The sequence below is a fragment of the Actinomycetota bacterium genome, assembly GCA_005888325.1.
Lineage (GTDB): Bacteria > Actinomycetota > Acidimicrobiia > Acidimicrobiales > AC-14 > AC-14.
Genome location: VAWU01000009.1, coordinates 1,589 through 27,309 on the forward strand (window position 1 = coordinate 1,589; position 25,721 = coordinate 27,309).

The 25,721-nt window shown below is 66.8% G+C and carries 20 protein-coding genes, 12 tRNA genes and 1 pseudogene; 23 read left to right on the forward strand and 10 right to left on the reverse strand.

From position 1 onward, the window contains the following. Positions 1-26 precede the first annotated feature (26 nt). Positions 27-869, reverse strand: a complete 843-nt coding sequence (locus E6G06_01330; GenBank protein TML93617.1) for a class I SAM-dependent methyltransferase — start codon at positions 867-869, stop codon at positions 27-29. Between the two features lie 147 nt (positions 870-1,016). Then, entirely contained in the window at positions 1,017-1,412 is a 396-nt protein-coding gene (locus tag E6G06_01335; GenBank protein ID TML93618.1) for a hypothetical protein, read from the reverse strand. A gap of 200 nt (positions 1,413-1,612) precedes the next feature. On the opposite strand from E6G06_01335, the gene E6G06_01340 reads away from it, so the two are divergent. After that, positions 1,613-2,518: a hypothetical protein gene (locus tag E6G06_01340; protein ID TML93619.1), complete on the forward strand. Its 906-nt coding sequence runs from the start codon at positions 1,613-1,615 to the stop codon at positions 2,516-2,518. Positions 2,519-2,566: 48 nt separating this feature from the next. Here the strand turns inward: E6G06_01340 and E6G06_01345 are convergent, their stop codons facing one another. Next, positions 2,567-3,301 carry an aminoglycoside phosphotransferase gene (locus E6G06_01345; protein TML93620.1) on the reverse strand — a complete coding sequence of 245 codons (735 nt, stop codon included), beginning with the start codon at positions 3,299-3,301 and terminating at the stop codon, positions 2,567-2,569. A gap of 636 nt (positions 3,302-3,937) precedes the next feature. Next, positions 3,938-4,600 carry a tetratricopeptide repeat protein gene (locus tag E6G06_01350; protein ID TML93621.1) on the reverse strand — a complete coding sequence of 221 codons (663 nt, stop codon included), beginning with the start codon at positions 4,598-4,600 and terminating at the stop codon, positions 3,938-3,940. Between the two features lie 114 nt (positions 4,601-4,714). Between E6G06_01350 and E6G06_01355 the strand changes: the two genes are divergently transcribed. Further along, a complete protein-coding gene (locus E6G06_01355) occupies positions 4,715-5,014 on the forward strand; it encodes a hypothetical protein (protein TML93622.1) in 300 nt (99 codons plus the stop codon). A gap of 113 nt (positions 5,015-5,127) precedes the next feature. On the opposite strand, the gene E6G06_01360 is transcribed toward E6G06_01355, so the two are convergent. Next, positions 5,128-6,456, reverse strand: a complete 1,329-nt coding sequence (locus E6G06_01360; GenBank protein TML93623.1) for an adenylate/guanylate cyclase domain-containing protein — start codon at positions 6,454-6,456, stop codon at positions 5,128-5,130. On the opposite strand from E6G06_01360, the gene E6G06_01365 reads away from it, so the two are divergent. Both E6G06_01365 and E6G06_01370 read left to right on the forward strand, forming a co-directional pair. Continuing rightward, positions 6,343-7,041, forward strand: a complete 699-nt coding sequence (locus E6G06_01365) for a GNAT family N-acetyltransferase (GenBank protein TML93624.1) — start codon at positions 6,343-6,345, stop codon at positions 7,039-7,041. The genes E6G06_01360 and E6G06_01365 overlap by 114 nt on opposite strands. A gap of 719 nt (positions 7,042-7,760) precedes the next feature. After that, on the forward strand, positions 7,761-8,504 hold the full coding sequence (locus E6G06_01370) for a class I SAM-dependent methyltransferase (GenBank protein TML93654.1): 744 nt from the start codon (positions 7,761-7,763) through the stop codon (positions 8,502-8,504). 235 nt (positions 8,505-8,739) lie between these two features. Here the strand turns inward: E6G06_01370 and E6G06_01375 are convergent, their stop codons facing one another. After that, on the reverse strand, positions 8,740-9,654 hold the full coding sequence (locus tag E6G06_01375) for a sigma-70 family RNA polymerase sigma factor (protein TML93625.1): 915 nt from the start codon (positions 9,652-9,654) through the stop codon (positions 8,740-8,742). 101 nt (positions 9,655-9,755) lie between these two features. On the opposite strand from E6G06_01375, the gene E6G06_01380 reads away from it, so the two are divergent. The 3 genes from E6G06_01380 (at position 9,756) to E6G06_01390 (ending at position 12,293) form a co-directional block, all read left to right on the forward strand. Continuing rightward, positions 9,756-10,766 carry an ABC transporter ATP-binding protein gene (locus tag E6G06_01380; protein ID TML93626.1) on the forward strand — a complete coding sequence of 337 codons (1,011 nt, stop codon included), beginning with the start codon at positions 9,756-9,758 and terminating at the stop codon, positions 10,764-10,766. A 13-nt stretch (positions 10,767-10,779) separates the two neighbouring features. Continuing rightward, positions 10,780-11,646 carry a hypothetical protein gene (locus E6G06_01385; protein TML93627.1) on the forward strand — a complete coding sequence of 289 codons (867 nt, stop codon included), beginning with the start codon at positions 10,780-10,782 and terminating at the stop codon, positions 11,644-11,646. 248 nt (positions 11,647-11,894) lie between these two features. After that, positions 11,895-12,293 (forward strand): hypothetical protein, encoded by a 399-nt coding sequence (locus E6G06_01390; GenBank protein TML93628.1) that lies wholly within the window; start codon positions 11,895-11,897, stop codon positions 12,291-12,293. Between the two features lie 695 nt (positions 12,294-12,988). Here E6G06_01390 and E6G06_01395 read toward each other — a convergent pair. Both E6G06_01395 and E6G06_01400 read right to left on the reverse strand, forming a co-directional pair. Next, on the reverse strand, positions 12,989-13,495 hold the full coding sequence (locus E6G06_01395; GenBank protein ID TML93629.1) for a HEAT repeat domain-containing protein: 507 nt from the start codon (positions 13,493-13,495) through the stop codon (positions 12,989-12,991). 85 nt (positions 13,496-13,580) lie between these two features. Beyond that, positions 13,581-14,366 carry a GNAT family N-acetyltransferase gene (locus E6G06_01400; protein TML93630.1) on the reverse strand — a complete coding sequence of 262 codons (786 nt, stop codon included), beginning with the start codon at positions 14,364-14,366 and terminating at the stop codon, positions 13,581-13,583. Positions 14,367-15,335: 969 nt separating this feature from the next. Between E6G06_01400 and E6G06_01405 the strand changes: the two genes are divergently transcribed. The 14 genes and pseudogenes from E6G06_01405 to E6G06_01470 all read left to right on the forward strand — a co-directional run bounded on the left by E6G06_01405 (position 15,336) and on the right by E6G06_01470 (position 18,366). Beyond that, positions 15,336-15,412 (forward strand) — tRNA-Asp (locus E6G06_01405). A 1-nt stretch (position 15,413) separates the two neighbouring features. Further along, a tRNA-Arg gene (locus E6G06_01410) sits at positions 15,414-15,486 on the forward strand. A gap of 5 nt (positions 15,487-15,491) precedes the next feature. Beyond that, positions 15,492-15,564 (forward strand) — tRNA-Arg (locus E6G06_01415). 18 nt (positions 15,565-15,582) lie between these two features. Then, positions 15,583-15,659 (forward strand) — tRNA-Thr (locus tag E6G06_01420). A 94-nt stretch (positions 15,660-15,753) separates the two neighbouring features. Continuing rightward, positions 15,754-15,828: transfer RNA gene (locus E6G06_01425), tRNA-Glu, on the forward strand. A gap of 45 nt (positions 15,829-15,873) precedes the next feature. After that, positions 15,874-15,945 (forward strand) — tRNA-Asn (locus tag E6G06_01430). 94 nt (positions 15,946-16,039) lie between these two features. After that, positions 16,040-16,114: transfer RNA gene (locus tag E6G06_01435), tRNA-Gly, on the forward strand. A gap of 27 nt (positions 16,115-16,141) precedes the next feature. Beyond that, positions 16,142-17,302, forward strand: a complete 1,161-nt coding sequence (locus tag E6G06_01440; protein ID TML93631.1) for an RtcB family protein — start codon at positions 16,142-16,144, stop codon at positions 17,300-17,302. Positions 17,303-17,368: 66 nt separating this feature from the next. Then, a tRNA-Gly gene (locus E6G06_01445) sits at positions 17,369-17,441 on the forward strand. Positions 17,442-17,539: 98 nt separating this feature from the next. Next, positions 17,540-17,614, forward strand: a tRNA-Phe gene (locus tag E6G06_01450). A 136-nt stretch (positions 17,615-17,750) separates the two neighbouring features. Then, a tRNA-Ala gene (locus tag E6G06_01455) sits at positions 17,751-17,822 on the forward strand. A 15-nt stretch (positions 17,823-17,837) separates the two neighbouring features. Further along, positions 17,838-17,911 (forward strand) — tRNA-Leu (locus E6G06_01460). A gap of 16 nt (positions 17,912-17,927) precedes the next feature. After that, positions 17,928-17,999: transfer RNA gene (locus E6G06_01465), tRNA-Pro, on the forward strand. A 68-nt stretch (positions 18,000-18,067) separates the two neighbouring features. Beyond that, positions 18,068-18,366: pseudogene (locus E6G06_01470) on the forward strand (IS30 family transposase). A 144-nt stretch (positions 18,367-18,510) separates the two neighbouring features. Here E6G06_01470 and E6G06_01475 read toward each other — a convergent pair. Then, positions 18,511-19,077, reverse strand: a complete 567-nt coding sequence (locus tag E6G06_01475) for a deaminase (GenBank protein TML93632.1) — start codon at positions 19,075-19,077, stop codon at positions 18,511-18,513. 415 nt (positions 19,078-19,492) lie between these two features. On the opposite strand from E6G06_01475, the gene E6G06_01480 reads away from it, so the two are divergent. After that, positions 19,493-21,232, forward strand: a complete 1,740-nt coding sequence (locus tag E6G06_01480) for a hypothetical protein (protein TML93633.1) — start codon at positions 19,493-19,495, stop codon at positions 21,230-21,232. A 34-nt stretch (positions 21,233-21,266) separates the two neighbouring features. Here E6G06_01480 and E6G06_01485 read toward each other — a convergent pair whose 3' ends face one another. Continuing rightward, a complete protein-coding gene (locus E6G06_01485; protein ID TML93634.1) occupies positions 21,267-22,727 on the reverse strand; it encodes a phospholipase in 1,461 nt (486 codons plus the stop codon). On the opposite strand from E6G06_01485, the gene E6G06_01490 reads away from it, so the two are divergent. Beyond that, positions 22,564-25,721 (forward strand): TIR domain-containing protein (locus tag E6G06_01490; GenBank protein ID TML93635.1); only part of this gene is annotated, 3,158 nt, incomplete at its 3' end. The genes E6G06_01485 and E6G06_01490 overlap by 164 nt on opposite strands.

A 25,721-nucleotide genomic window follows, 5' to 3' on the forward strand; every position in this document is an offset into this window, starting at 1 on the left:
GCGAGCGTCGCGGTCGCGCGAGATATCTACGAGTCGGGCTCCATATTCTCGGGTGGTGAGTCGGCGCGCTGACCGACGCGGAGGACGCTCAGGTAGCGGCGCGGTGCCCGATCGCCCATCCCCGTGCGGATGCGCTCGGCGATCGCGTCGAGCAGCGGCTCACGCACATCGTGGTCGAGCCTTCGGTACGGCGACTGCGTGCGGAGGAGATCGGCGAAGCCTTCCCCATCGAACCACTGCACCGTCGGGTACCAGCGCACGATCGTCGGGCCGAACAAGCCGGGGTCGACGTTGGGCGGTCCCCAACCCTCGTCGGTCGCGCGCACCTCGTCCTCGAGTGCCGGATGACCCCAGTCGGGGTTGCTGGGTGAGAAGAGCTCGTGGAGATCGGCGGTCTCGGCGTATACCTCGGGCTCGCCCGCCCGGCGGACGACGACGTTGCCGAGCAGGGCCATCCACCCTCCCGGACGGAGCACGTCGTGCGCCCGCTGCCAGCCGACCGATGGGTCGACCCAGTGCCACGCCGCGGCAGCCACCAGGACGTCGAATCGCCGACCGCGGTCGTTCCACTCCTCGAACGACGACGTTTCGACCTCCACGTTCAAGAAGGCCGCGAGCCGCTGGCGGGCAAGGGCGGCCATGCCCGTGCCGGGTTCGACGGCGGTCACCGAGCACCCGAGCGCTCCCAGCGAGCGAGTCGCCTGGCCGGTGCCACAGCCCACCTCGAGCACCCGCGACCGTTCGTTCATGCCGGTGATGGCGACGAGGTCCGCGAACAGCTCGTCCGGGTACGTCGGGCGCACGCGGTCGTATAGCTCGGGCACCTCGTCGAAGACCCGACCGAGGTGACGTCGATCCGCGCCTGCCATCCCACGATCCTGCCGTCAACGGCCCAATGCGCGCCGCTCGCACCCGGCGTTCTGTGGCGGTCTCGGACGCGTCGCGGAGTGAAAGTTGTGGGACAGACCCGACGCGCAGGGCGATGCTCGACTACGCGCTGAGTTCAGCGATGATGGCTACCGGAAGGCCTCGGTGAGAGCGGGGTCGTGGAACTGTTCGTAGCTGGTGACTTTTCCGTTACGCAGCTTCCAGATGAACACCCATGGAGTCAGGGAGATCTTGCCTGTCGCGTTGACAGTGCACCCGTACTCGCTCGTCGACACCACCGTGTCAGCCTGAGCGATGAACTCCTGCGGGGTGAAGGCGGTGGTCTGCACCGACGTGGCGATCGCGTCGAAGAACCTCGGCACGTTCGTCTTGCCGGAGAAGTCACCTGACCAGGGCACGATTGGTTCGAGGTGGGTAACCCACCGCACGTCGTCGGTGAGCTGATCGATGATGTAGTCGATGTCGCCGCGACCGAACGCCTCGTAGATCCGCCCAATCAACGCCACATTGTCTGACTCCGCCATCTGCCCTCCTCTTCGTCACGCGATCGATCATCCGACGCTCATCATGCACGTTGCGCTCCCGATCGTGACGGCTACTTCTCCCTCTAACTCAGCGATGTTGCTTCCAGTATCGCTGTCGAGCCGGCGTTGGCGGGCAGTGACACGGGACGCTTCGGGACGGCGTTAGGTGGCGCGTCTCGGCCATCGGGAAGCATGGTCGGATGGAAGGCGCGCTAGAGCGGTGGTGCGTGACGTTCCTCGGATCCGCTCCGGCAAGCGAGCTGTTCCGGACGGGGCACCTGTCGGAGGTCGTGGCCGTCGCCCTCGCCGACGGTCGAGAAGTCATCATCAAGATCCGAGCCCCTTCGCGACGGCTCGCAGCGTCGGTCCAAGTCCAGCGACACCTCCACTCGCGGGGCTACCCGTGTCCCGACGTGCTCGCCGGCCCCGAACCATTTGGCGAGCTCATGGCTACGGCCGAAACGCACGTGCCGGCTCACGGCACGCCTCCGGAGCCACCGCCGCCAGAACCAACGGCGCAACTGCTCGCCGCGCTCGTCGACTCGGCACCGCCCGCCAACGACTTTCCGGCGCTGAACCCGGCGCCGCCGTGGGTCGGCTGGGACCACCCCGGCGAGAGCCTCTGGCCGTGGCCGGACGATCTCGACTTCGACTTGAACCGGCATCCGGGCCCCGACTGGATCGACGACACCGCGCAACGCATCCGTGCGCGGCTCGCGGCGGAGACGTCGCCCGCTGTCATTGGACACATCGACTGGGAAGCTCACAATCTCGACTGGGACGGCACTACACCCGTCGTTGTGCACGACTGGGACAGCGTGGCGATTCGTGTCGAAGCTGGCATCGCTGGCGCGGCAGCCATCGTCTACCCGTCCAATGGGACAACGGCGGTCGCGGCAACCATCGAACAGACCGGCTCGTTTCTCGACGCCTACGCGCGAGCTCGACCCTCGCAGTGGTCGAGTCGAGCGAACGAGACAGCCTGGTGCGCCGGACTTTGGGTCATCACCTACAACGCAAAGAAGGAGACCCTCGGCGGCGGCACCGGATACCTGGAACACCTCGGGCGAGAACACGCCGAGCGATGCTCGCTCGCTGGCATCTGACGTTGCACAGCCGGCGTTAGGTGCGATCTCTCGACTCGCTGCCGCTGCTCAGGACGCTCGAACTTCGGCGAGCCGCTTGACTGCGTGCTCGTCGTCCCAGCAGACGGCGGCTTCCCATGCGGCCCACGCTTGCGCGGCGATGTCATGCGCGTCGTCGTCGAGACCGGCGGCGTTGTGGGGCAGCACCAGGTCGAGGTCAGGAACGTCGACGTGCGACTCGTCCCAGTCGATCATCGCGACCCGATCCGCGGTCATGCGGATGTTGCCCGGGTTGGGGTCGCCGTGGACGACGCACCGCTCACGTGCGGTGAGCCGCGCCCACGCTGCTCGGCACCGAGCAACGCCCTCGGCCGGCATCGCGCCGAGGTCGATCTTCGTCCCGGTCTCAGCGTGCAGGAGGTCGGTCGACGACCGCCAGCCCGGGCGCTGCGGCCAGCCCTGCGTCAACCGATGCAGCTGGCGGAGCGTGTCGGCGACGCGACGCCAGTCGGCCTCGGTCTCGGGCGGTCCGCCCTCCACGTAGGTCATCACCAACAGACCGTCGGCGAAGTGCCGGCCCTCGGCGGTCGGGATCGGCACCGGCACCGTCAGCCCCTCACGGTCGAGGTGTCGCAGCAGGTCGGTCTCCCACTCGAGATCAGCGTCGCTGCGGCGGCCGAGACGACCGACCGCGAGCTGCCCGTTGACGCGCACGCTCCACACCTCGTTGACGCCAACTCCGCCAGTCAGCGGCTCGATACGAGCGACATCGTCGCCCCACTGCTCCAGTGCCTCCCATCCCACCGACCACATCCTCGCGGAGTTCCGAACATCGCTGGCGTGCGAGGCGCTGTTATGAAGCGCTGGACGCGTCTCGGCGGCGGAGGACCATGGCGTCGCCTCGCTCCTAAGTGCCGGTCGGAGACGGTCACGATCGCGAGCAAGGCCGGCTGACCGCGTCCCTTTGAGCGACCGATCTGCCGGTCGGCCCGCGTCGACCCGGGCGGCGTCTGTGGGGCGCTCTGGTCAGAGGTGCGCCACCGCTCGGCCCGGCGTCTCAAGTGCTCGTGAAGAGCCCGAGACCGGCCACCAAGACGCAGAGGCTGATGAACGTCAGGAGGACGGCGCTCCCGTACGGTCGTCGGTCCGACCAGAGGACTCGGGCGTTCCGCTCAGCCCGTCGCGGCATCGAGCGCAGTCGGTCGGGAAAGCCCGTGAATCCCCGGCGCACTCGGCCCCAGACGCCTCGGCTTCTGTGCGGAAGATCCGCCAGCACGGCACGAACGGATTGGGGATAGCGCCGTAACCGCCACCAATGGAAGGTGACCAGCGCGGCGAGCAAGACGATGGCCCACGTCAGTCGGCCCGGCGCCTGAGCGGGATGCTTGGGAGCGTCCGTAGTAAGCGCCCAGATCACGAATAGCACGGGTGAGGACACCATCAGCCGCAGGAACACGACCGACGCCAGTGTTTGGTGGAGCCGGGAGCGAGCCAGGCGATCGTTGGGCCGCAGGCGCGCCGCTGCGCTGTAGCAGTGGAGCGCGGCACGGAGCTTGTGGCGACCCTCAAACGCTTGCCCGAGGTGGACCAGCGCCCGATAGTCCGACGGCTCCAGCTCGAGAGCCGCGCAGCAGAGAGTTCCGCGTCGTTCCATCGCCGCTGTGCAAGAGTGATTCGGACGAGTAAATCGTGTGTGCTGGCCGACGCGGGAGCGAGCTCGGCCATCCACTTTCCAGCCTCAATGGCCTCCCTAACGCGTCCGCTCGCCAACTGGACCTGAGCAAGGACGTACCAGCTCTCGTGGTTGGCCGGCGCTAGCGCGACCGCCCCTTGCGCCGATTGGACTGCCTCGGCGGCGTAGAAGGCATTCGAGAGCGCAACCGCGTGAAGTCGGTGCGCCCACGGATTGTCTGGTGCGCACCCGATTGCGTCCCGCGCGATCGGCACCGCCTCTTGCGGGTCACCTGTCTCGAGATATGACCCCGCAAGAAGGCACCTAGGCTCCGGATCTGACGGGGCCTGCGCGATCGCCTGGCCCAACAGGCGCCGGGCTTCCTCGTGGCGACCGAGCTCAAGCAGAACCCGCGCGGCGCACGGCGCCATCGGAAAGGGGAGTCATCACCGGGGTTTCTGCTTCCGGATGTAAGCCAGGAGGTCGTCGTACATACCGCTCTCGTTGGCGCACATTGCATAGTGCCGTGAAACCTCGAACCACCGATGGCGATCACCCACCGCTTGGTCGACAGCATGGCCGTATCTTTGCCGACGTTGCCGGGCGCCTGGCGGGTCACCCATAGGTCGAGCGCGGTGTGCCAGCGTCGGACGATGCGTCAAGCCGACCCGCGCGAGGCCGCCGAGATGCTGCGCCGCCTCCTGGACGCGGTCGGCCGCGGCGAGCTGACCGCCGACACCCCGGCCGAGCGGCGCAACCTGCGGCGGCTGGAGGGGATGCTGGCGGCGCTGGAGGGCATGGACGGCCTGGCACGTCGCACTCGACGAAGCGACCAAACAGCCTGATGGGCAGACAGCACGTGCCTTCGATCCGTCGCGGTGGCCCCCTTGCGTCCGTTCGCTCGAGACGCACACCGGAAGTTGAGTGGTTCAGATCGGAATCGGGTCGTAGTCCGTCGTCAGTGAACCGCGAACAGCCGCCACGTCCCGGGTACACCCTTGAGATCGTGCTCACCGCGGTCGGCGAACTCGATCTGGGAGCCTGCCACCAAGTCGACGACAGTGCGCGAGACCAGGACCTCCCCCGCGCGGGCGAGGGCACTCACCCGCGCGCCGATGTGTACGGCGATCCCGCCGATCTTCTCGCCCTGTAGCTCGATCTCTCCGGTGTGCAAGCCTGCGCGCAGGTCCAGGCCCAACCCCTTCACCGAATCTCGAATCGCGCACGCACACCGCACGGCACGACCGGGTCCGTCAAAGGTCGCAAAGAAGCCGTCGCCCGCGGTGTCGATCTCCTGGCCCCGGAAGCGATCAAGCTCGCGCCTGACCGCGCGGTGGTGGGCGTCGAGCAGCTCTCGCCAACGCTTGTCACCCAGCGCCGTCGCGCGCTCGGTGGAGCCCACGATGTCGGTGAACAGGACGGTGGCCAGCATGCGGTCGGGCTCAGGAACCGATCGGACGCCGGTGAGGAACTCCTCCACCTCGTCGAGAAGCGCATCGGCATCGCCCAGCCCGAGCAGATGTTCGCCGGGCTGCTCCCAGTAGCGGGCGCCGTCGATGTGCTCGGCGAGGTAGCGCCCGCAGGCCCGCGGGATGGCGTGGTCGTCGCTGCGGTGGATCACGAGGGTGGGCGCCGCGACCGCCGACAGCACGGGACGCACGTCGATCTGGGTGTCCATCTCGACCAGCGCCCTGGCCCCGCTCGGGCTGACCGAGAGACGCTCCCAGCGGCCCCAGAGCTGGCGCGCCCAGGGCTCGTGAGCCACGCTCGCCCCGAAGTAGCGCAGTGTCGCGCCCTCACCCCACGCCTCGTCGGCCAGGCGGACCAGCTCGGCGCTCATGGCCTCGATGTCGTCGCCGCAGGGAAAGTCGATGTCGCCCACAGCACTTGGGGTCGTCATGCACAACACTAGGGCCGAGGTCTGACGGGGGTAGGTGGCGGCGAAGAGGATGCTCATGGCACCCCCGTCGGAGTAGCCGAAGATGGCGGCGCGCTCGGAGCCCACCGCCTCCATGACTGCGTGGAGGTCTTCCATGCGTTGCTCCAACGTGGGCATGCCCACGTCCCGATCGGACAGGCCCGTCCCTCGCTTGTCGAACAGGATGACCCGGCTGAACGAGGCGAGCCGGGTAAAGAACCGGCTCAGCAACCGATCCTCCCAGGTGAGGTCGAGATGGGAGAGCAGCCCAGGCACATAGACCACGTCCGGTGGTCCCGCGCCGAAGACCTGGTAGGCGATGTGGACCTCGCCGCTCTTCGCGTAACGGGTCTGGGGCATCTCGGCCATCGACCAACAGTCTGCGTGCTCTGCGTGGGACGCGCCGCCGCCAGGTCCTCGACCGATCATGAACTCGGCGGGTGGTGCGAAGCAGGCTGGTCGGGGAGCTGGCAGCCTGAGTGCGTGATCTCCATCCGACGGATCGGGCTCACAGGCCTACGAGAGGTCGTTGGTGCCATCGACCGCTCGGAGCACGTAGATGGCGAGTACGCGGTCGTCGAGGGTCGCCTCGTCGAGCGGCCGGTCACGATGAGCGATATCCCACCGCTCGATCCTGTTGGTGACGGGTTCCACAGCGTCGCCGCGAGGGTGCAGTTCTGCGCCTCCGTCGTTGACGAACATGCTGGCGTCGTGCTCGGCGCCTTCAACGGCGAGCGCGTCGCCGGCGTAGCCGTCGTGGCACCATCCTTCGAGCCGCCGCTGGCGTGGTTCGCGTACTTGGATGTCAACCGTGCCGATCGACGCCACGGCGTTGCCTCCGCGTTGTGGGATGCGGCGGGCCACCTCGCGCGAGAGAGCAGCGCGCTTCACCTATACGTTTCCGCGACGCCCACAGCGTCGGCCGTCGGTTTCTACCTCTCCCGCGGATGCTGATTAGCCGATCCCGTGCACCCCGCGCTGTTCGAACACGAACCCAACGACATCCACCTCGTCGGGGTACTCGGGTAGCCGCCAGCGCAGATCGACGGTTCTGGCTCATCGCGCGATGCGAGCACGCGGCGGTACGCGCACACCCCGACGGAGTACCGAGCTGCCGCTAGGTCGCGCCGCATCGGGCACTATGGAGCGGTGGCGGGCAAGAGCAGCAGCCGCAAGAAGATGCGAGGCCTGCGGGCCGAGCGTGTCGATTACGCGGTGACCGTGGTCCCGCCCGCTCCTCCGGGCGAGGCGGACGCGGCGCTCGCTGATCGGGCAACCTGTACGCGTTGCAGATGTCCGACCTGCTGGCCGACCTTGACCGGCTGAGCGGACATCGACCTGACTTCAGTCGAGCGTCGCGGGCTTGACCGCCTTCGCGTGATGGCGGAGCACTGCCGCGACGAAGTCCATCTCTACCTCTGGTTCATCGGCGACTGACGCGCCCGAACTTCAGCTCGGCGCTGATGTATCAGCGAGTCGACGGTCTCCTCAGTCGCCGAGGCGCGAACCCGCGTGCCTCCGGCGAGACCTGATCGCGTGACCGGCCTGTGCGCCGATCACTAGGACGACGAGAGCCCATCCCTGGACAAGAACCGATGTCGAGCCTCGCCCTCGTGGTCGGATCTCGCGGCCTCCTTGGAGTGCCATGTCTTGCGACCTCGGGCAATACTCCTTTGGTGGCCCATCGCTACGATACGGTCGGGCAGGTCTACGCACGCCACCGCGTGCCTGATCCTCGCATCACGCGACAGATCGAACGTGCGCTCGGTGACGCCTACACCGTGGTGAACGTTGGAGGGGGTGCGGGCGCCTACGAACCCATCGATCGCCAGGTAGTCGCGGTCGAACCATCGCCGGTCATGATCGATCAGCGGGCCGTCGATGCCGCGCCGGTAGTGCAAGCAGTTGCCGAGGCGCTCCCGTTCCCCGATCAGTGCTTCGATGCTGCGCTCGCGACGTTCACCGTTCATCACTGGCAGGACTCGGCCACGGGTCTGCGCGAGCTCGAGCGTGTCGCGCGACGGCAAGTGATCCTCACTTTCGATCAAGGCGACGAGTGGCTGGACAACTTCTGGCTTACCCGCGACTACCTGCCATACGCGCAGTTCCGCGGGACGTTGTTCTCGGGCCCCTCCCAAGTTTGCGCAGTGATCAAACCGATGCGTGTCGAGGTTGTCCCCGTACCCTTCGACTGCACGGACGGGTTCTTCTGCGCCTATTGGCGGCGACCCCACGCGTACCTCGATCCGGGGGTCCGCGCGTCGATCTCCGCTCTTGCCTTGCTGGACGCAGCGGTGCTTGCGCCCGGGCTCGACCGGCTCGAGGCGGACCTGCGATCAGGGGCGTGGCGCCGACGCAACCGCCACCTCCTCGAGCTCGACGCGCTCGACTTCGGTTACCGCCTCGTTGTCTCGTAATTTGGGGCGCACGCTCGCGGCCGAAGTCCTTGTCGTAGTGCTCGGTCGCGGCTCCGGTCCAGGCGAGCCTGTGGGCGTTGTACCCAGAGAGGTCCAGAGCCACCTGGTCGATGTAGGGGATGGGACGCCCCGTCTCAGACGGACGGAGTGGTCCGGGTGTGGCCGACCGACGGCGAATGGCGAGCGCCTGATCCTCCGCGGCGATACGAGCGAGCTCCTGAGGCTTTCGCTCACCTCAGTCGCCGCGATCGGCGGAGGTGAGCTGCAGGCTGACGAAGGCGAGCTTGGCTGGGTCGGCGATGGCGTGCAGGTCGTGGATGATCCCGTCACGCGCCTTGAGTTGCAGGATGCCGACGAGTTGGCGGTCCTGGAACGCCAGCACACCTGGATACCCATTGACCGGTTGGGAGACGAGCGTTCGGCCGCGGGCGGGACCCCAGAACTTGAGCAGGTTGCGGCCGATCACCAGGTGACCGTGCAGCGCTCGGCCCGCTCTGCCGCCGATGCCGAGGTCGACATCGCCGACAGCGTCGGGATCGAGCAGTTCGAGCAGGGCACTGAGATCGCCGCCGGCGCAGGCGGCGATGAACCGCTGGGCGACGCGGTGTTGATCTCGGGCGTCGGGTTGGAAACGGTCGGGCCCGGTCTCGGCTTCGATGCGTTTGCGGGCCCGGCTGGCGAGCTGGCGGCACGCGGCTGTACTGCGCCCGACGATCTCACCGACGGCATCGAAGGAGAACTGGAAGAGATCGTGCAGTACGAATACGGCGCGTTCCGCCGGCGTGAGCTGTTGCAGCACGACGAGCAAGGCCATGCGGATGCTGTCGTCCAACGTCACCCGATCGGCCGGATCGGAAATCGCCGGTGCGGGCATCCCGTCCGAGTGGTCATCGACGCTGGCGGTGTTGGATGCGTGGCGAACACGCGCCGATCGGAGCTGATCGAGGCACAAGCGGCTCACGACCACGACGAGCCAGCCGCGCACGTCGTCGATGCTGTCCACATCGTTGGTTAGCAGGCGACCGAACGCATCTTGGACGACGTCTTCGGCGTCTTGGATGTTGCCCAGCATCCGGAAGGCGAGATCGACGACGTATGCACGGTGTTCCAGCCACGCGTCGCGGAACTCCTGGTCGTGTGGGTCGGTCATCAGTCCTCCAGCATCGCTTGTCTAGAGATACGACGAAGTAGGCAGCCGGAATGTGACAGCTCCGTCGTGTCACGTTCGCCGCCGCCATCTCGTCCTTACTCATGGATGCATCCGACCGCGATGCACGAACGGAACGGAGCGAGTTGATGATGTCGGGCTCGAACGGAAGACGACCAGCGATCGAAGTAACCGGGTTGACCAAGGTCTACGCCGGTGGCGTCGAGGCCGTGAAGGGCTTGAGCTTTGAAGTCGCCCAAGGCGAGGTCTTCGGGCTCCTCGGCCCGAACGGCGCGGGGAAGTCGACGACGATCGGGATGCTGACCACGACGGTGTCGCCCACCAGCGGTACCGCCCGGGTCGCGGGGTCCGATGTCGTTACGGACCCGATCGGTGTGCGGGCGGCGAGCGCGGTCGTGTTCCAAGACCCGGTCGTGGACCGCGCGCTCACCGGTGAACGCAATCTGGAGATCCACGCCCGCCTATGGGGTGTCCCCCGCGGCGAGATCGGATCACGCATCGGTGAAGTCGCCACCCGGTTCGGGTTGGGTGATCTGCTGCAACGCACGGTCGACACCTACAGCGGCGGGCAACGTCGCCGGCTCGAGATCGCCCGGTCGCTCGTCTCCCGGCCGAGAGTCCTGTTCTTGGACGAGCCGACCGTCGGGCTCGACCCGAGGATCCGTCACGAGCTGCTCGACGTGATCGGCGCGCTGCGCGACGCGGGCGATATGACGATCGTGCTGACCACCCACTACCTGGACGAAGCCGAACGGCTCTGTGACCGCGTCGCCATCGTCCACGAAGGACGCATCGTCGCCCTCGGCAAGCCCCAAGCGCTGCTGGACGAGCTCGGCCACGAGATCGTCGAACTGCGCGTCGATGCTCCGGGCGAGCCGCTGCTCTCCTTCCTGCGCCAACGCTCCGTGATCGGCGATGGCGCCTTCGCTTTGGGCTCAACCCTGACACTGCCGTTGCGCGGCATCCCTGCAGCCGACGTGTTCGCCGCCGTTGATGACTTCGGCGCCGCCGTGATCGCCACGACCACAAGACCGCCTTCCCTCGACGACGTGTACCTCAACCTGACAGGCGGCCGGCTCGCGGCCGCCGCGTGACCCAAGGAACCCGATGACCACGACTATCACTGCACCGCCCGTCGACCTCCGACCCACGACCGACACCGCTGTCACTCGTCCGGCCTGGCGGTCGGTGTTCTCCACCCTGACCGGCCGCCGGTTCGTACTCAGCGCCCATACCCCACGCGAGATCCTCGTCCCGCTCCTCACCCCGATCCTGTTCGCCGATGTGCTCGCGCCGGCACTCGCCAAGTCCATCCCCGCGACCTCGGGGATCGACTACCAGAGCTTCGTTGCCGTCGGCACGATCGGCCTGCTCGTTCCGCTCAGCTGCATCCTTGGCGGGATCGGGATGATCGTGGACCGCGATAGCGGCGCTCAACGTGACCTGCTGGCCGCCCCCGCCCCCCGCTCGTTGATGGTGCTCGGCAACCTGACCGTCGCCCTCGCGGTGAGCCTGTTCCAAGTGATCGCGCTGTTGGGTGCCTCCCTGGCTCGCGGAGCGACGTTCACCACGGACGTCGCGGGCTGGCTGTGGGCCGCCGCGGCAGTCGTCGGCCTGGCAACGTTCATGCATGGCCTGGCGGAGATTCTCGCTGCCCGCATCAAGAAACAGGAGGAGTACGTCGGCGCCGCCCCGCCCGTCGCGCTTTTGCCTTGGTTCCTGGCCGGTAGCTTCTTTCCGATCAGCGCCATGCCCGCCGGACTGACCGCCATCGCCAAGCTCCTCCCCGTCACCCACGCGCTGGCGCTGTTGCGCTACGGGCTCGTGGACCACAACGGCCACGGCCTGCACGACATCTGGGGCATGACCAACACCACCGCCATGGCCACCCTCAGCCTTCTCGTCGTCGCCATGTTCGCCATCGGCGTGCTCGCGCTGTCGACCCGAGTGTTCACCCGCGCCGCCATCGACTAACGCCAGCCGTCCGGCTGGGCCGCGGCCTCACGTACCGTCGAGCCCGAACGCCCAACCGATCCTAAGAAGAACCCCGTGACTACAACCCGCCTCCGCTCCTCGTGGGTCGAGCGTCGAGGACACTCGGGCTTCTCACCGTTCGGAATGCCAGAAGTGAGCAATGGTGACGGTTCTTGTGGTCGACAGACGACACACCGTCGCCGAGATTCCGCCGACATCTCCGACCTGACGGGATCTAGGCTCGCGCCGTGGGCGAGTGGTTCTCGATCGAGGTCTTCGATGCGAGGTTCTCAGCGCGGTCGTGGGCCGAGAGCTACGGCGACTCTCTCCTCTACGCCGCGCAACTCGAAGGAGCCACCGACTGGAACTGGCACTACCACGGCTGGGGAGCCGTCCTCGAGATCGAGTTGCCAGACGAGTTCACGTGGGAGCGGTTCTGCGAAGCGCCGGTAGTGCAGGCGGCTCTTGATGCCGTACCGGATCCGGTCCACGGTCTCCTGCTTCATCGAGGCCGTGGCGGCAGTGCGGGTTCCCGGTATCCTCGACGTCCTCGGCCGTTCACGGGTGCAGGCTCCGCAGAGCTACCTCTTCCCGAGGAAGAAGTCGAGGGCCCGATCGTGTGCCCGTCGGCAATTCTCATGGGTTAGCGAACGCCAATCACCAGCGCCGAGCGGCGGCAATGCGCTACTTCACGCTCCGCGAGTCCCATAGCCGGATGGCATGGCCGTCTGGGTCACAAACTCCGGCCCGTAACCCCAAGGGTTCTCGCGCGGCGCGTGGACCACCTCGACGTCGCTGTCGATGAGCCGCTCGTGCTCGATGTCGACGTCTGCCACCTCGAAGTAGAGGACGCACCGCGGCTCGTCATTTGTTGTCGCTCGCTCGGTCAGGAAGATGATGAAGTCATGGTCGTCGCGGCTGATCCGCGAGCGCGGATTGGCAGTTCGGTGCGAACCTTGGCCCAACCCTGCGCAGATCGACAACGGGGCGATTGACGCGACCCTTTGGCCCGACGGCCGCGTTGTACCCTCGGGTGGGGATGGCGTGGGTGACGCAGACCGTGTGCCGGCGATCGAGAGGCGTCGTGGCGGCGTGTGGCGCCGTGGTGTTGCTCGTCGTTGCCGCCGGTTGCGGGACGAGCGGTTCGACAGCGAGGCCGTCGACGACAAGGGTCGGTGGCGCGGCCGCCGCGTCAGGAGCGGTGCACTTGCGGGCGGGCGCGTCCTACGTGGCACTTGGAAGCTCGTTCGCAGCTGGGCCCGGTATTGACCATGCCGATCGGGCACGATCCCGAGCGTCACCGCCCGGCGGTCCGGGACAGACCGAGCTGAAGGGCTCTTGATCAGGCGAGAGCGCGCCGCCGCGCCATGCTCCGAAGACCGATGTTGCGTTCGGTTTCGGATGCGGTGATGAGGGCAGCGACGACATCCGGCCGGTTTCTCACCACCTTGCCTAGGGCATCGATGGCCGCGGCGCGGATGTCTGGGTTGGGGTGGTTCCGGAGGAAGTCCAGCGCTCTCGGCACCCAGAGCTCCTCACCGGGACGGCATGCATCCTGTTTGCAGCGATCGCACGCCAGCGCGTGAAGCGCCCGAGCGCAGACTCCTGGATCCTCGTCGTCGAGCGCAACGACCAGGTCAGGGAGTGAGGCCTCGTCCACAAGCTGGTCGAAGATCCTCACGCACTGCTGCCTCACGATCGCCTTTGGATGCCGGAGACCGCGGCGGAGCGCAGGCAACGCGGGAGGTCCGGACATCAGGAGGTGAGCTTTCGCCCGCTGACGACAGGACGAGATCCCCAGCTGGCTCACCCAACCGTCAAGGTCATTGGGGGCGGGCGAACGGCGCATGCACCAAACCGTACGGCGCGGGTGTCGACCGATCTATCCATTTCCTTCTCGTCGAGGTCATCGCAGGGCGCAGCCCAGCGTCCCCTCATCGCGAATCGCCGTCAGCCGGGGTTTGGGGACAGGGGAGGTGATCGTTGCTCGGGTGCCACGGCACTGCCGAGTCGATATGCCGCCGGTAGATGTTGTCGAGGTAGCCATCCACGATCGCCTGCTTCCAGAAGGTGAATTCGAGCTTGCGCGCAACGTTCTGCGACGCATGGTTGGTTGGATCGATCATCATCAGGATCTCGCCGCGGAAGTCGTCCGCCGCTTTGGCGAGCACTGCTCGGCTGGCCTCGGTGGCGTAGCCCATGCCGCGCGCTTCGGGGACGAGCCGGTAGCCGAACTCGAGACGTCGACGACCCTCGAAGTCGAACCAGTTCACACCGGCGTAGCCGACGATGATTCCCGTCGACCGCTCGATCACGGGCTGCTTCGCGAAGGAAAGCTCTGCGCCTCTCGCGAGCATCTCGTCGAAACGGTCGTGCGCCGTGTCTGTCGTGAGCACGCCCGCCGAGAAGACCATGAAGTCTGCATCGCAGAAGAGCTCCACGAACCGAGCCCGGTCTGATCCTCTCGGGAGACGAACCTCGAGGCGCGACGTCAGCACGACGTCGTCAGATAGCAGGTCAAGGAGGTCACTGCGGGATGATCCCTCAGGGTCGGGTCCGACGCTCCGAATTTTCGATTCAGCGCGAACAGTCCGGCGCTGCTCGGATCGACCACCTCGATCGTGAACGACCCGGGCACTCCAGGTTGGCGGATCAATCGATGCACCCCGGTGCCTCACGTAGCCGGCGCGTGGGGGCACTGGACGCGTCAACCGGGGCACCGTCGTGACTGCGCTGAAAGACTGCCAGTGTGCCTGCCATCACCGGTCGCATCGAGGTGAACCTCTCTGTTTGCGATCCCGAACGCAGCGCGGCCTGGTACGCGGAAGTGTTCGGGATGTCCACGGATACATGCTGGACTGCGCTTCACATAGATGACGCGCAAGGGGCGGGGGTCGAGTCCCTCACGGCCCACTCCGAGGGCGCCGTACCATCGGCCGTCGACCGACCGCCGATAGATCGACCCATCTCCGTAACATCGCTCTGTCATGACGTGACGAAGCTTGAACACTTCCCGCCGCGCAAGGGCGCTCGAGGCCGAGCTCATCTGACTGTTTCGGCCGGACTCAGCAGCAGCGCGTCCCCCCACCGCGATAAGCGGTTGACACGGAGCGGCGAAGAGCCGATCATCATCGTTCCTATGGCACGCATCTTCACCGCCGAACGAACGGTCCAGGGTCAGGCCCTGTCGAGCTTCGGCGCGTCCGCGTGCTCGCCCGGCACATATCTCGATCATGAGATGAAGCCGGGACGACGGGACTCTGCCGATGCCGGCAGGCCTGTCGTGCGCTGGTAAGACGCAGCACTTCTCGCCGATCTCGCCGGCGCTCCGCCCGTAGCCGCGCACAACGTCATGCCGCGATCTCACTTGGGCTTGAGTCACGGTGGTGTCGCGGTCTCCAAAACCGACGGCCGGAGGTTCGACTCCTTCCGAGCCTGCTTCAACGCGCCTGGCTATCAGTCGGACACCAGCACCTTGACAACTGCAGAGACATCGTCGTCGAGGCCAGCGCCACCTGGCTTCGACATGGGTCGGTCGCGCCATGGGGCGCAGCTGGCTGTAGACCAGCCGTCTTCCGACACAGGGGGTTCGATTCCCTCCGGCCCACCGCGCGCGTCACGCCTGACCGGTAGGGCACCGGGCTCTTACCCCGGACAAGACTGGGTTCGAGGCCCAGGGCGCGCACCACGCCGCCGTAGCTCAGCCGGCTAGAGCAGCTGCCTGTCGAGCAGAAGGTCACGGGTTCAAGTCCCGTCGGTGGCGCCATGTCGACGTGGCCGAATGGAGAAGGTACCGGTCTACGAAACCGGAGAGTGCGGGTTCGACCCCTGCCGTCGGCGCTCAGCTCGCCGTAGCTCAGTGGACGAGAGCACCGCCCTCCGAAGGCGGGGTCGCACGTTCGAGTCGTGCCGGCGAGGCGTGATGTCATAGATCAGGCCCTTGTAGCTCAGCGAGCCAGAGCGCGTCCCCGGTACGGACGAGGCCGTGGGTGCTACTCCCACCGAGGGCCCCATCACGGAAGGGATCCGGCCAAATGAGGAGCCTGTCCCGAAAACAGGTAGGGGTCGCGAGGGCTTTGTGGGCGCGAGTCCCACCGCTTCCTCCATGCCGCGGTAGTCCAACGGACACGACGCCGGGCCCTCAACCCGGAAGCCGGGGTTCGACTCCCCGTCGCGGTACGAACCGGCGAGCGAGCCAGCGAAGCGCAGGCGAGACCAGCCGGTCGATGCCAGATCGTCTAACCGGAAGGACGTCGGATTGTTACTCCGACTGTGGGGGTTCGAGTCCTCCTGTGGCAGCGCATCGCCCGGTGGCCGAGGAGCGAGGCACGCGGCTGCAGACCGGCATCAGCCGGCACGCCTCGTTCCAGGCGGTTCACGGATCGCAGACCACGTGGTCGTCGTCCAACGGCGAGGATGCGAGCACGCCATGCTTGTGATGCGGGTTCGACTCCCGCCGACCACACCACACCAACAAGAGCAAGGAGGAGGTGACATGCCCACCAACGTGAACGACAAGCTCATCTCCTGGGCGAGCGACATCGACCCGGGGACCATCCGCCAGGCTGAGAAGGCCGCTCGCCTCCCGATCGTGGAGGGCCATGTCGCTCTCATGCCCGACGCACACATCGGTATCGGCGCAACGGTCGGCTCGGTGATCCCGACCAAGGGCGCCGTGATCCCCGCCGCGGTCGGTGTCGACATCGGTTGCGGCATGGTCGCCGCCGAGCTCAACGTCATCGAGGACCAGCTGCCCGATGCGCTCGAGCCGTTGCTTGGCCGCATCGGCAGGGCAATCCCCGCTGGTGTCGGCCAGGGCCACGACGTGGCGGCTCGCAACGCCGACGAGTGGCTGGCGCAGCACAAGCCGGCGACCGAGCTGGCCGACAAGCAGGCGGTGAAGGTGACCAAGCAGTTCGGCACCCTCGGCTCCGGCAACCACTTCTTCGAGCTGTGCATCGACGAGCGGGACCGGGTGTGGGTGGTGCTGCACTCGGGCAGCCGGGGCATCGGCAACCAGCTCGCGCAGATGCACATCGCGAAGGCACGTCGGCTCGCCAAGGACCTGCAGCTGCGTCTGGAGGATCCTGACCTGGCGTACTTCATGGAGGGCACGCCCGAGTTCCAGGCCTACATCGGCGACATGCTGTGGGCCCAGGACTATGCCCGTGCGAATCGCGATCAGATGATGGACAACGCGATGCGCGAGGTGTTTGCGTTCATCGGCCACGGCCGGGAGACGCAGCGCATCAACTGCCATCACAACTTCACCCAGCGCGAGGTCCATAACGGCGCCGAGCTGTGGATCACCCGCAAGGGTGCGATCAAGGCGGACACCGGTGACCTCGGTGTCATCCCCGGCTCGATGGGCACGCGCAGCTACATCGTGGCGGGCAAGGGTAACGAGGCCAGCTGGATGTCGTGCAGCCACGGCGCCGGTCGCCGGCACAGCCGTACTCGGGCCAAGAAGCTGTTCACCACCGCAGACCTCGCCGAGCAGATGGCCGGCAAGGTCTGGCTCGACAAGCGGGCCGGCGCACTGGTGGACGAGATCCCCTCGGCCTACAAGGACATCGATCAGGTCATGGCCGACCAAGCCGACCTCGTCGAGATCCGCCACACGCTGCACCAGGTTCTCAACTACAAGGGGACCTGAACCTCGCGACGGCCGTCGCGGGTCAGCTCCCGCAGGGGACTGACGCAGGGCGGCCATCGCAACCCAGTGGGCGTGGTGTCAACGGACAGCACGTCGGTTCCCCACACCGAAGGCGAGGGTTCAACTCCCTTCGCCCACTCTGTCTGCTCGATGCGAAGAACGAGGGTTCCTTCACCTGTCACGTGAATACCCGCAAGGGCGTGCGCCTTCGATCGCTCGGTTCTCGAGCAGGCCCACGGTCCTGAAGCTCTGACGGTGGAGCGGCCGGTTGAAGTCCGGCAGGAGGAGATTCGAGCGCTCCTGGGACCACAACGTCGACGCGTGGCGCAAGCGGTAGCGCACCTGCACGACACGCAGGCGGCTGGAGGTATCGCACTGCGGGGGATCTGGGATCAGCGAGGTCTCATACGCCTTGCACGCGGGTTCGATTCCCGCTCCCGCGACTCATGGGCCAGTTGCGAACGGAAGCGACGGCTCCCTTGCAAGGAGACGGCTGCGGGTTCGACTCCCGCCTGGTCCACGCACACGCAAACACGCTGACGTAGCCCAACTGGGAGAGGCACGGCGCTCAGACCGCCGTCAGTGTCGGTTCGAATCCGACCGTCAGTACTGCAACGCAAATCAGTTGGACGGGGCGCAACGGAAGCGCACCGGCTCCGGGAGCCGGGGGTTGGAGGTTCGAGCCCTCCCGTCCAGATGCAATTCGAGGTGGTGGAAGTTCGCGCCGACGTCGTCGCCGACGCGATTGGCCAGCGGATCACCGCGTTGCCCGACCAGCTCCGTCGCTCACTCACCTGGGACCAAGGCAAAGAGATGGCTGACCATGCGCGCTTCGGTGTCGACACCGGTGTGGCGGTCTACTTCTGTGACCCGAGAAGTCCATGGCAGCGCGGTAGCAATGAGAACACCAACGGACTGCTACGTCAGTACATCCCGAAGCGCAGTGACCTCGCACTGCATTCCCAGGCCGATCTCGACGCAGTTGCCGCCGAGCTCAACGGTCGACCTCGACAACCCTCGGCTGGATGACACCATCCGAGGCACTCGACAAGGCGTTGCGATGACCCCCTGAGAGTGCACCGGTTCGGGCGCCCCTGGTCGGGCTTGGCGCTCCGTCGTTATGTACGTGCCCTCGATCACGCGTTCTGGAGCGCGATCTCACGCTCGCCGCGATCGTGTCGCTCTTCGCAACGCGCAAGGACGGCTCGTCAAGCCGTGACTCGACTGGGCTGGTAACGCAGAGCCACCGCCCCCGACCGGAACTCCTGGCGCCCCACGAGGTTCAACTCGAGCTGCTCGCGCAGGCCGGCGAGCAACGTCGGCCCGTGGCCGGCCAAGATCGGATGCACGACAAACTCGTACTCATCGATCAATCTCAGGTCCGCTAAGGCCAGCGGGAGGGTCACGCCTGCCACGGACAGGCCTCTGCCAGGCTCCCGCTTCAGCTGCTGAACGGCTTTCCCCAGGTCACCCTGCACGAGCTCCGCGTTCCAATCGACGTGGTCCAGGGTGCCCGACACGACGTACTTCTTTGCGCTGTCGATCGTCCGGGCGAAGGGGATCATCCAATCAGCCATCCAGTCAGGCCACGTTCCCGTCGCCGTCTGCCGCCACGCTGCCTCCATCATCTCGTAGGTCACCCGGCCAAAGAGAAGGGCATCGGCTCGTTCCAGCTGGGCGGCCCAATAGCGATGCAACTCCTCGTCCGGGATCCCCACTTGGTGATCGCAGCAGCCGTCGAGGGTGACGTTGATCGAGTATCGGAGCGGTCTCATAGCTTGCTCCCTTCCTGGGTCGGTAGGCACCTGGCGGACCGTAATCGTTCGTATGCCGCACGTAGCCCAGCCCGCGTATCGCGCCGAGATGAGACGTTGGACAGCCCGAACCGCAGATACCAGCGCATCGCGAGGACGATCGCCTCCGGCGAGAACCGGAAGCCCACGAGTGGTGCAGCCGGCCTGAGCGGCGGGGCGTTGGGTGGGAGACTTCGTGACGATGGCGCAGAAGCGGGCGGGACCAGGAGTGAAGAAGCCGGCGGCCAGGCGATCGGGGGCGAAGCCGCTCGGGGCCAAGAAGCGGGGACCATCGAAGCCATCGGGCCGGAGCACCGCGGCGCGTACGGCCGCGGTGCAGCCTGCTGCGCGGCGCAGTGCGCTAGCCGTTGCGGCGCTGGTTTTCGCGGTTGTCGCAGTGCCCGTGATCACCGCCCTCGTCGTGATGCGATCGCCGCGGTGGTACCCGATCTTCGACTGGGCGCAGATCGAAATGCGCGTCCGCGACGTCGGCACCAGGCACTCACCGCTCATCGGGCTGCCGGGACGACTCGACGGGTTGGGCGTGATCGGCAGCCACCCGGGGCCCATGGGCTTCTACGCGCTCGCGCCGATCTACCGGCTGCTCGGGAGCTCGTCCTGGGCACTCTTGGCGTCGAATGCGGCATTGAACGTTGCTGCGGTGGGCACGGCCGTCTGGATCGCGGTCCGCCGCGGCGGCTGGCCGCTCGCACTGGGCGTCACGGCGATGCTCGCGGTGCTCGTCCACGCCTACGGCGCCCAACGCCTCACAGTGCCGTGGCTTCCCTGGTCGTCGATGCTGTGGTGGTTTGTATTCCTCTTGGCCGCGTGGTCGGTGCTGTGCGGCGACTTCCCGTTGCTGCCCGTCATGGTCGGGACCGGCGTCTTCTGTGTGCAGACGCACATCTCCTATCTCGGTCTGGTCGCCGGCATCGGCATGGCCACAACCGTCTGGGTGCTCGTCGAGGCGCGCCGGCGGCGCCGTGATGATGGCGTCCCACCACAGGACCTTGCCCGGTGGGCGCGCTGGTCCGGTGCGCTGCTGGTTCTGCTCTGGTTGCCGGTGCTGATCGACGAGGTGATCAACAAGCCGGGGAACCTCTCGGTTTTGTGGGACCACTTCTCCCACCCGGGCATCAAAGCGGTGGGCATGAGCCAAGCGCTGTCCGCATGGTGGGCGCACCTCGACGTCACCACGCTGCTGACCGGACATCAGCGGCTGGACGGTGCGCCATGGCCCGGAGCGTTGCTGCTCATCGCCTGGGTTGCGGCGGTCGCGGCCAGCTGGCGGTGGCGGCACCGGGCCCTGCTCGCGCTGCACACGGTCGTGGCCTCGGCGTTGTTGCTCGGGCTGTTGTCGATCAGCCGGATCCTCGGGCGTCTGTTGGATTACCTCGTGTTGTGGCTATGGGGCACGACGGTGCTGGTCGTGATCGCCGTCGGCTACACGGCGGCCGTCGGCGCGACGCGGTACTGGAGCGGTCGTGGGCACGAGCAGGGCCGCACGTCGCCGATGATGCTCGCGGCCAGGATCGCGACGACCGCCTGCGTTGCGGTGGCGTTGCTGGCCGCGTCTGCGTCGACCATCGATGCCACCCGCGCGCACGTTCCGCACCCGGGCGTGTCGCGAAGTCTGAGTGCGATGATGCCGACCGTCCTCCGCAAGCTGCCACGAGACGGTCGGTACTACATCTCCTGGGAGGATTCGTTCGCAGACGTGGGCGCAGGGTTCAGCCTGCTGCTGGAGTTGGAGCGAGCCGGCCTGACCGCCGGCATGGATCCCACCAACTCGGTCATGGCCCGTCCCCACGGCGTCCTCGCTCAGTCCCAGGCCACCGCCGTCGTCGCCTACGTGACGGGAAAAGACGTCATTGCAAGTTTGAAAGCGACGCCGGGAGCCGTCGAGCTCGCTCACTACGACTCACCACGCGAGGACAAACTCGAGCTGTCGCGCCTCCACGATGAGGTCGCCAGGGCCCTCAAGGCGCGAAGAAACGCCAAGTTGTTCGCGCTGCTCGACACAAACCTGTTCCGTCTGGCGACGCATCCCCAAGTGCCGGACGACCTCCGCCCCATTCTCGAGCGGATGCTCAATCTGTCCGTGCCCGCGTCGGTGATCGTGATCCCCTTGCGGTGACGACATCGACGGCCGGGCTCGAGTCGGTCCCCCCTCAAGGGACATGCGGTGTGCCCGTGAGCGTCGTCTGCGGGTGGACCGGCAGTGGCTGCGGTCGGCGGGGTCTCTGGCTGAAGTCGAAATCGGCGCGCAGGTCGCCCAGCACCGTGGCGTTCTCGCGCACGCCGGGTCGGGGATCCGGCCGCCCGTCGGTGCGCGGATCGAGGCGCTGGCCACCCAGGAAGTCATCCTCGATGAACTTGACATAGGCATCGAAGCTCAACGTCTGGTGGTCGACGTAGCCGTGCTTGGCGTAGGGGCTGATCACGATGCCTGGTACACGGAGGCCGTAGCCGTTCGCGTCCACCCGAGGCGGAACGACGTGATCGTAGAAGCCGCCCCAGTCGTCCCAGGCGAGGAACACGGCGGTCGAATCCCACTCCGGACCGCGCATCACCGCGTTGATCAGGCTCGTGACATAGGACTGTCCGAAGCTCACGGGCGCCGAAGGGTGCTCGCTCAACGCGCCCGAGGGCACCACCCAAGAGACCGCGGGCAGTGTCCCCTGGTCGGCAGCGGCGTAGAACCGGTCGACCGACTGGATGTTGCCGAGCTCGCCGTCGTCCCTGACGGTGTCGAAGTAGGGCAGCGGGTTCCAGATGCCGGGCGTTTTCGCGTTCTGCCGCACGGGCGCACAGGAAAGGGCGGCGTCGTCCTGGCAGTCCGGTTGCGTCCCCGCCACCACGTAGTAGCCCCAGGGGACGCGCTGCTTGTGCAGCAGGTAGGTGAGGTCGGTCCACGCGTAGATCGGTTCGTTCCTGGCCGGACTCTCACGAGGAAGGAGCATGAAGTCCGGGGGCAGGCCCGGCGCCTGCACGGCGTTGGTGCAGCTGGTCGGGTCGTCGTGTCGGGTGCAGTAAGCCGACCACTCCGACACCTGGAACAGATGCTCCGGCAGGCTCCAGGAGGCGTTGGGCTCGAACATGTGGTCCTGGAGCACGTAGTCGTGTGCGTAGCTCCAGTAGTTGGGCAGGTCCGAGCCGGTGTGGTAGCCCAACACGTCGGGGACTTCCGAGTTGGTGCAGGCCGGGTTGGTGGCGTCGAGGCAGCCGAGCAGTCCCGCCTGGGCCTGGGCGACGAAGCCGTCCATCCTGCCGCCGTCGATGTCGGCGACGGCGTTGGCCAGGCTGTGGGGCCCGCCGCCGTTCACGTCGGCGTGGTCCGGGAACGGTCGCTCGCACATTCCCTTCTTGGGATCCGGCACGCACACGCTCGGTGCCCCGTCGCGCATGGGGATGCCTTCGGCTCCCGGAAACGTGCCGAAGTAGGAGTCGAACGAGCGGTTCTCCTGCATGATCACCACCACGTGGCGGATCTTGTGGATTCCCTGGTCGACCACTGGTTTGAGCTGCGACGTGCGGCCGCCACCGCTACAAGCCAGACCGACCAACGCCAAGGCGCCCAGCGCAGCCGGCAGTCTGTTCCACCCGGCTCGATGTCGACGCGCCCTTGGCATTCCTCGTGTCCTCGGAGATCCCGTCCACTCAACATGCCACGGTCGCGTTCGGAACCGATCACAGGCGGGCGCACATCGCCCTCCAGGCGCAGTGCAAGGCAGGCGAACGGCCTCAAAATCGGCCAGCGATGCCCGGGGGTCACATCGGCGACCCTTGGCAACGCCGACGTCTACCGACAAGGATTGCGCCGACTTCAAGGGTGGGGAGGCGTCAATGGCCTACGACGCGTTCGTTTCCTATTCGCACGCGGCCGATGGGCGGTTGGCCCCGGCCGTGCAGACCGGCCTCCAGCGCCTCGCCCGTCCCTGGTACCGGGTGCGGGCGCTGCGGGTCTTCCGTGACGACACCGGCCTGAGCGTCAATCCCCACCTGTGGGCCTCCATCGTCACTGCCCTGAACGACTCTTCTTACTTCGTGCTCATGGCCTCCCCCGCGGCGGCCGCCTCACCCTGGGTGAACCGCGAGATCGAGCACTGGTGCGCGACCAAGAACCCCGATCACATCCTGCCCGTGCTCACAGACGGCACCCTGGCGTGGAACAACGCCCGCGGCGACTACGATCCCGCGGCCTCCACCGCGTTGCCGCCCGCTCTGGCCGGTCACTTCACCGACGAGCCCCGTCACCTCGACATGCGCTGGGCGCGCGACGAGACCGAGCTGGACCTGCGCCACTCGAAGTTCCGCGAGGCCGTGGCCGACCTGGCCGCGCCCATGCACGGCGTGGCCAAGGAGGAGCTGGAGTCTGAGGACGTGCGGCGCCACCGTCGCGCCATCGCTCTGGCGCGCACGGGCGTGCTCAGCCTGTTGCTGTTTGCGCTGGCCGCAGTGTTGGCCTCGGTCTTCGCGATCGGCAACGCCCACAAGGCAAACGCGGCCGCGGGACGCGCGCGACTCGCTGCATACCGTGCCACGGTCGCCGCTGGTCAGGAGCGCCGGGCCAAGGACGCCCAGGCGTCCGCCGCCGAGCAGGCCCGCCAGGCTGGCGACCGTGCTCAGCTCGAAGCCTTCAATGCCGCGCGCCAACGCGATCTCGCTCAGACCGCCAACCTCAGCGCCCAGGCAGCCAACGCGAGCGCTCAGGTTGAGGCCGACAACGCGCGCGAGGCCGAAAGGAACCGAGCCCGCGAGGCCGCTCGCGCCCTTGGCGAGGCCCGGCGGGCCGATGCCGCGGCCAAGGATGCCGTTGAGTCCGCAGATCGCGCAACGCAAGCGGCGCGAGCCGCCAATGTCAGCGCGCTCCTTGCCGAGCAGCGACGGCAGGAGGCAGACCTACAGCGAGCAGAGGCGGAGCGTCAACGCGCAGCCGCCCTGTCTCGAGGGTTGGCCGCGAACGCTCTCAACGCCCTCAACGCCGGAGACCTCGACGTTGCGCTTCTGTTGGGCGTAGAGGCCAATCGAGCTGAAGTGAACGCGCAGTCGCGGAGCAGTCTGCTCGACGGGTTGCTCGCGCAACCCGCGCTGCGTGCGTTCCTACCCGCGTTTGAGCCACTGGCGAGTTCCCGAAGGTCCCAAGTCTTGGCCGCTGCGAGCAGGGATGCGGGAGTCAAACTCTTCGACCTTGATACAGCCCAACCGCTTGACCGCCAGCCGCCCGCGCCAACCACGCCTCGCTCGATCGCATTCAGCCCCGACGGCACCTTGCTCGGCTATGAGCAGAACGGTGCCGTACGGATTTGGAGTCTGCCTTTGGGGCAACTTCTCCCAAGCCAGCTGGTTCCGATGACGGAGCCGGCGAACTATGTCACCGCGTTGGCATTCAGCCGCGACAACACCATCCTGGCCACCGGCGGTGGCGGGGCCAACGGCTACGGGGATGTGCAGCTCTGGGATGTCTCCACAGGCCGACCCCTTACCCCGGTGCTCCATAGCGACTCCGAGTCAGGCGTGCAGCTGGTGGCCATCAGCCCCGACGCGTCGATTCTCGCCGCAGCCAGTTCGACGTGCGAGCGGAGGCCGTCACGCCCGCGGCACTGTTTTCTTGTGGGCACGATCACTCTGTTCGATGCTCACACCGGCCAGCAATTGGGGCCCCCGCTGCGTGGTCATCATCGTGACAAACTCGGGAGCCTCGACTTTGTCCGTCTCGAGTTCAGCTCAGACGGCAAAACGCTGACCTCGGTCGCGTCAAGAAGCCTTGACACACCGATCATCGTGTGGGACCTGGCGACCAGGCAGGGACGACCCCGAGGAGTCCCCTTGGACGAGAACCAACAGATTGTGGGCATCTCCCCTGACTCCCAGATCATGGCGGTATCAAATGATGTCGATCTGACATTCAGACTGTTCAACGTAGAAACCGGGCTCCTCGGCGATCCTCTTGCTGCGGCGGCGCCAACGCCGCGTTTGGTGCAATTCAGCTCCGACGGGAAGACGCTGATCGCAGCCGACTCAGCCGCACACGACGTCCTGGGGCTCTTCAGCGTTGATATCGCGTTCTCCCCTGGGACCCAGCCTGCTCAGCCACCGCTCGGCAAACGTTTACCGATACAGATCCAACCCGCTGACGTCGGCGTGCTTTCCCCGGACGCCCGCACCGTGGCGCTCGTTCATCCTGACGGCAGTGTGGCGATTCAGACGACATCAGGTCAGCCATTGCCCTACCAGCCAACGGTGAAGGCCGCGCATCCCGGATACAACCCGCTCGCCTTTAGTCCCGACGGAGAGAGCCTCGCGATCGTCGGACCCGACGGAGCTGTCACCGTGTGGCAGGTTGCAACGGGCGAGGCTCAACGTTTCGGGTCTCCGTTCGTGTGTCTGGGGAACTCCCCAATCGTTGTCGAGGTCAGCGCGGACGCGCGGATGCTCGCCCTGGCTTGTGCGATCTCCAACCCACCGAGCGGAGATGTGGTGCACATTCAGCTGTGGGACATCGGATCCGGGGTTCGGCGGACGATTGCGTCCTCAGACACGCCGTTTAATTCGCTGGCGTTCAGTCCCGACGGTCGAACCTTGGCGTCGGGTGACGAACAGGGACAAATTGAGTTGTGGGACAC

Bases quoted from the DNA above. Each gene is read 5' to 3' on its own strand.
- E6G06_01330 (TML93617.1), bottom strand. From the start codon at position 869: ATGGCAGGCGCGGATCGACGTCACCTCGGTCGGGTCTTCGACGAGGTG.
- E6G06_01335 (TML93618.1), bottom strand. From the start codon at position 1,412: ATGGCGGAGTCAGACAATGTGGCGTTGATTGGGCGGATCTACGAGGCG.
- E6G06_01340 (TML93619.1), top strand. From the start codon at position 1,613: ATGGAAGGCGCGCTAGAGCGGTGGTGCGTGACGTTCCTCGGATCCGCT.
- E6G06_01350 (TML93621.1), bottom strand. From the start codon at position 4,600: ATGGCGCCGTGCGCCGCGCGGGTTCTGCTTGAGCTCGGTCGCCACGAG.
- E6G06_01355 (TML93622.1), top strand. From the start codon at position 4,715: ATGGCGATCACCCACCGCTTGGTCGACAGCATGGCCGTATCTTTGCCG.
- E6G06_01365 (TML93624.1), top strand. From the start codon at position 6,343: ATGGGAGAGCAGCCCAGGCACATAGACCACGTCCGGTGGTCCCGCGCC.
- E6G06_01360 (TML93623.1), bottom strand. From the start codon at position 6,456: ATGGCCGAGATGCCCCAGACCCGTTACGCGAAGAGCGGCGAGGTCCAC.
- E6G06_01375 (TML93625.1), bottom strand. From the start codon at position 9,654: ATGACCGACCCACACGACCAGGAGTTCCGCGACGCGTGGCTGGAACAC.
- E6G06_01380 (TML93626.1), top strand. From the start codon at position 9,756: ATGGATGCATCCGACCGCGATGCACGAACGGAACGGAGCGAGTTGATG.
- E6G06_01385 (TML93627.1), top strand. From the start codon at position 10,780: ATGACCACGACTATCACTGCACCGCCCGTCGACCTCCGACCCACGACC.
- E6G06_01395 (TML93629.1), bottom strand. From the start codon at position 13,495: ATGCGCCGTTCGCCCGCCCCCAATGACCTTGACGGTTGGGTGAGCCAG.
- E6G06_01440 (TML93631.1), top strand. From the start codon at position 16,142: ATGCCCACCAACGTGAACGACAAGCTCATCTCCTGGGCGAGCGACATC.
- E6G06_01475 (TML93632.1), bottom strand. From the start codon at position 19,077: ATGAGACCGCTCCGATACTCGATCAACGTCACCCTCGACGGCTGCTGC.
- E6G06_01485 (TML93634.1), bottom strand. From the start codon at position 22,727: ATGCCAAGGGCGCGTCGACATCGAGCCGGGTGGAACAGACTGCCGGCT.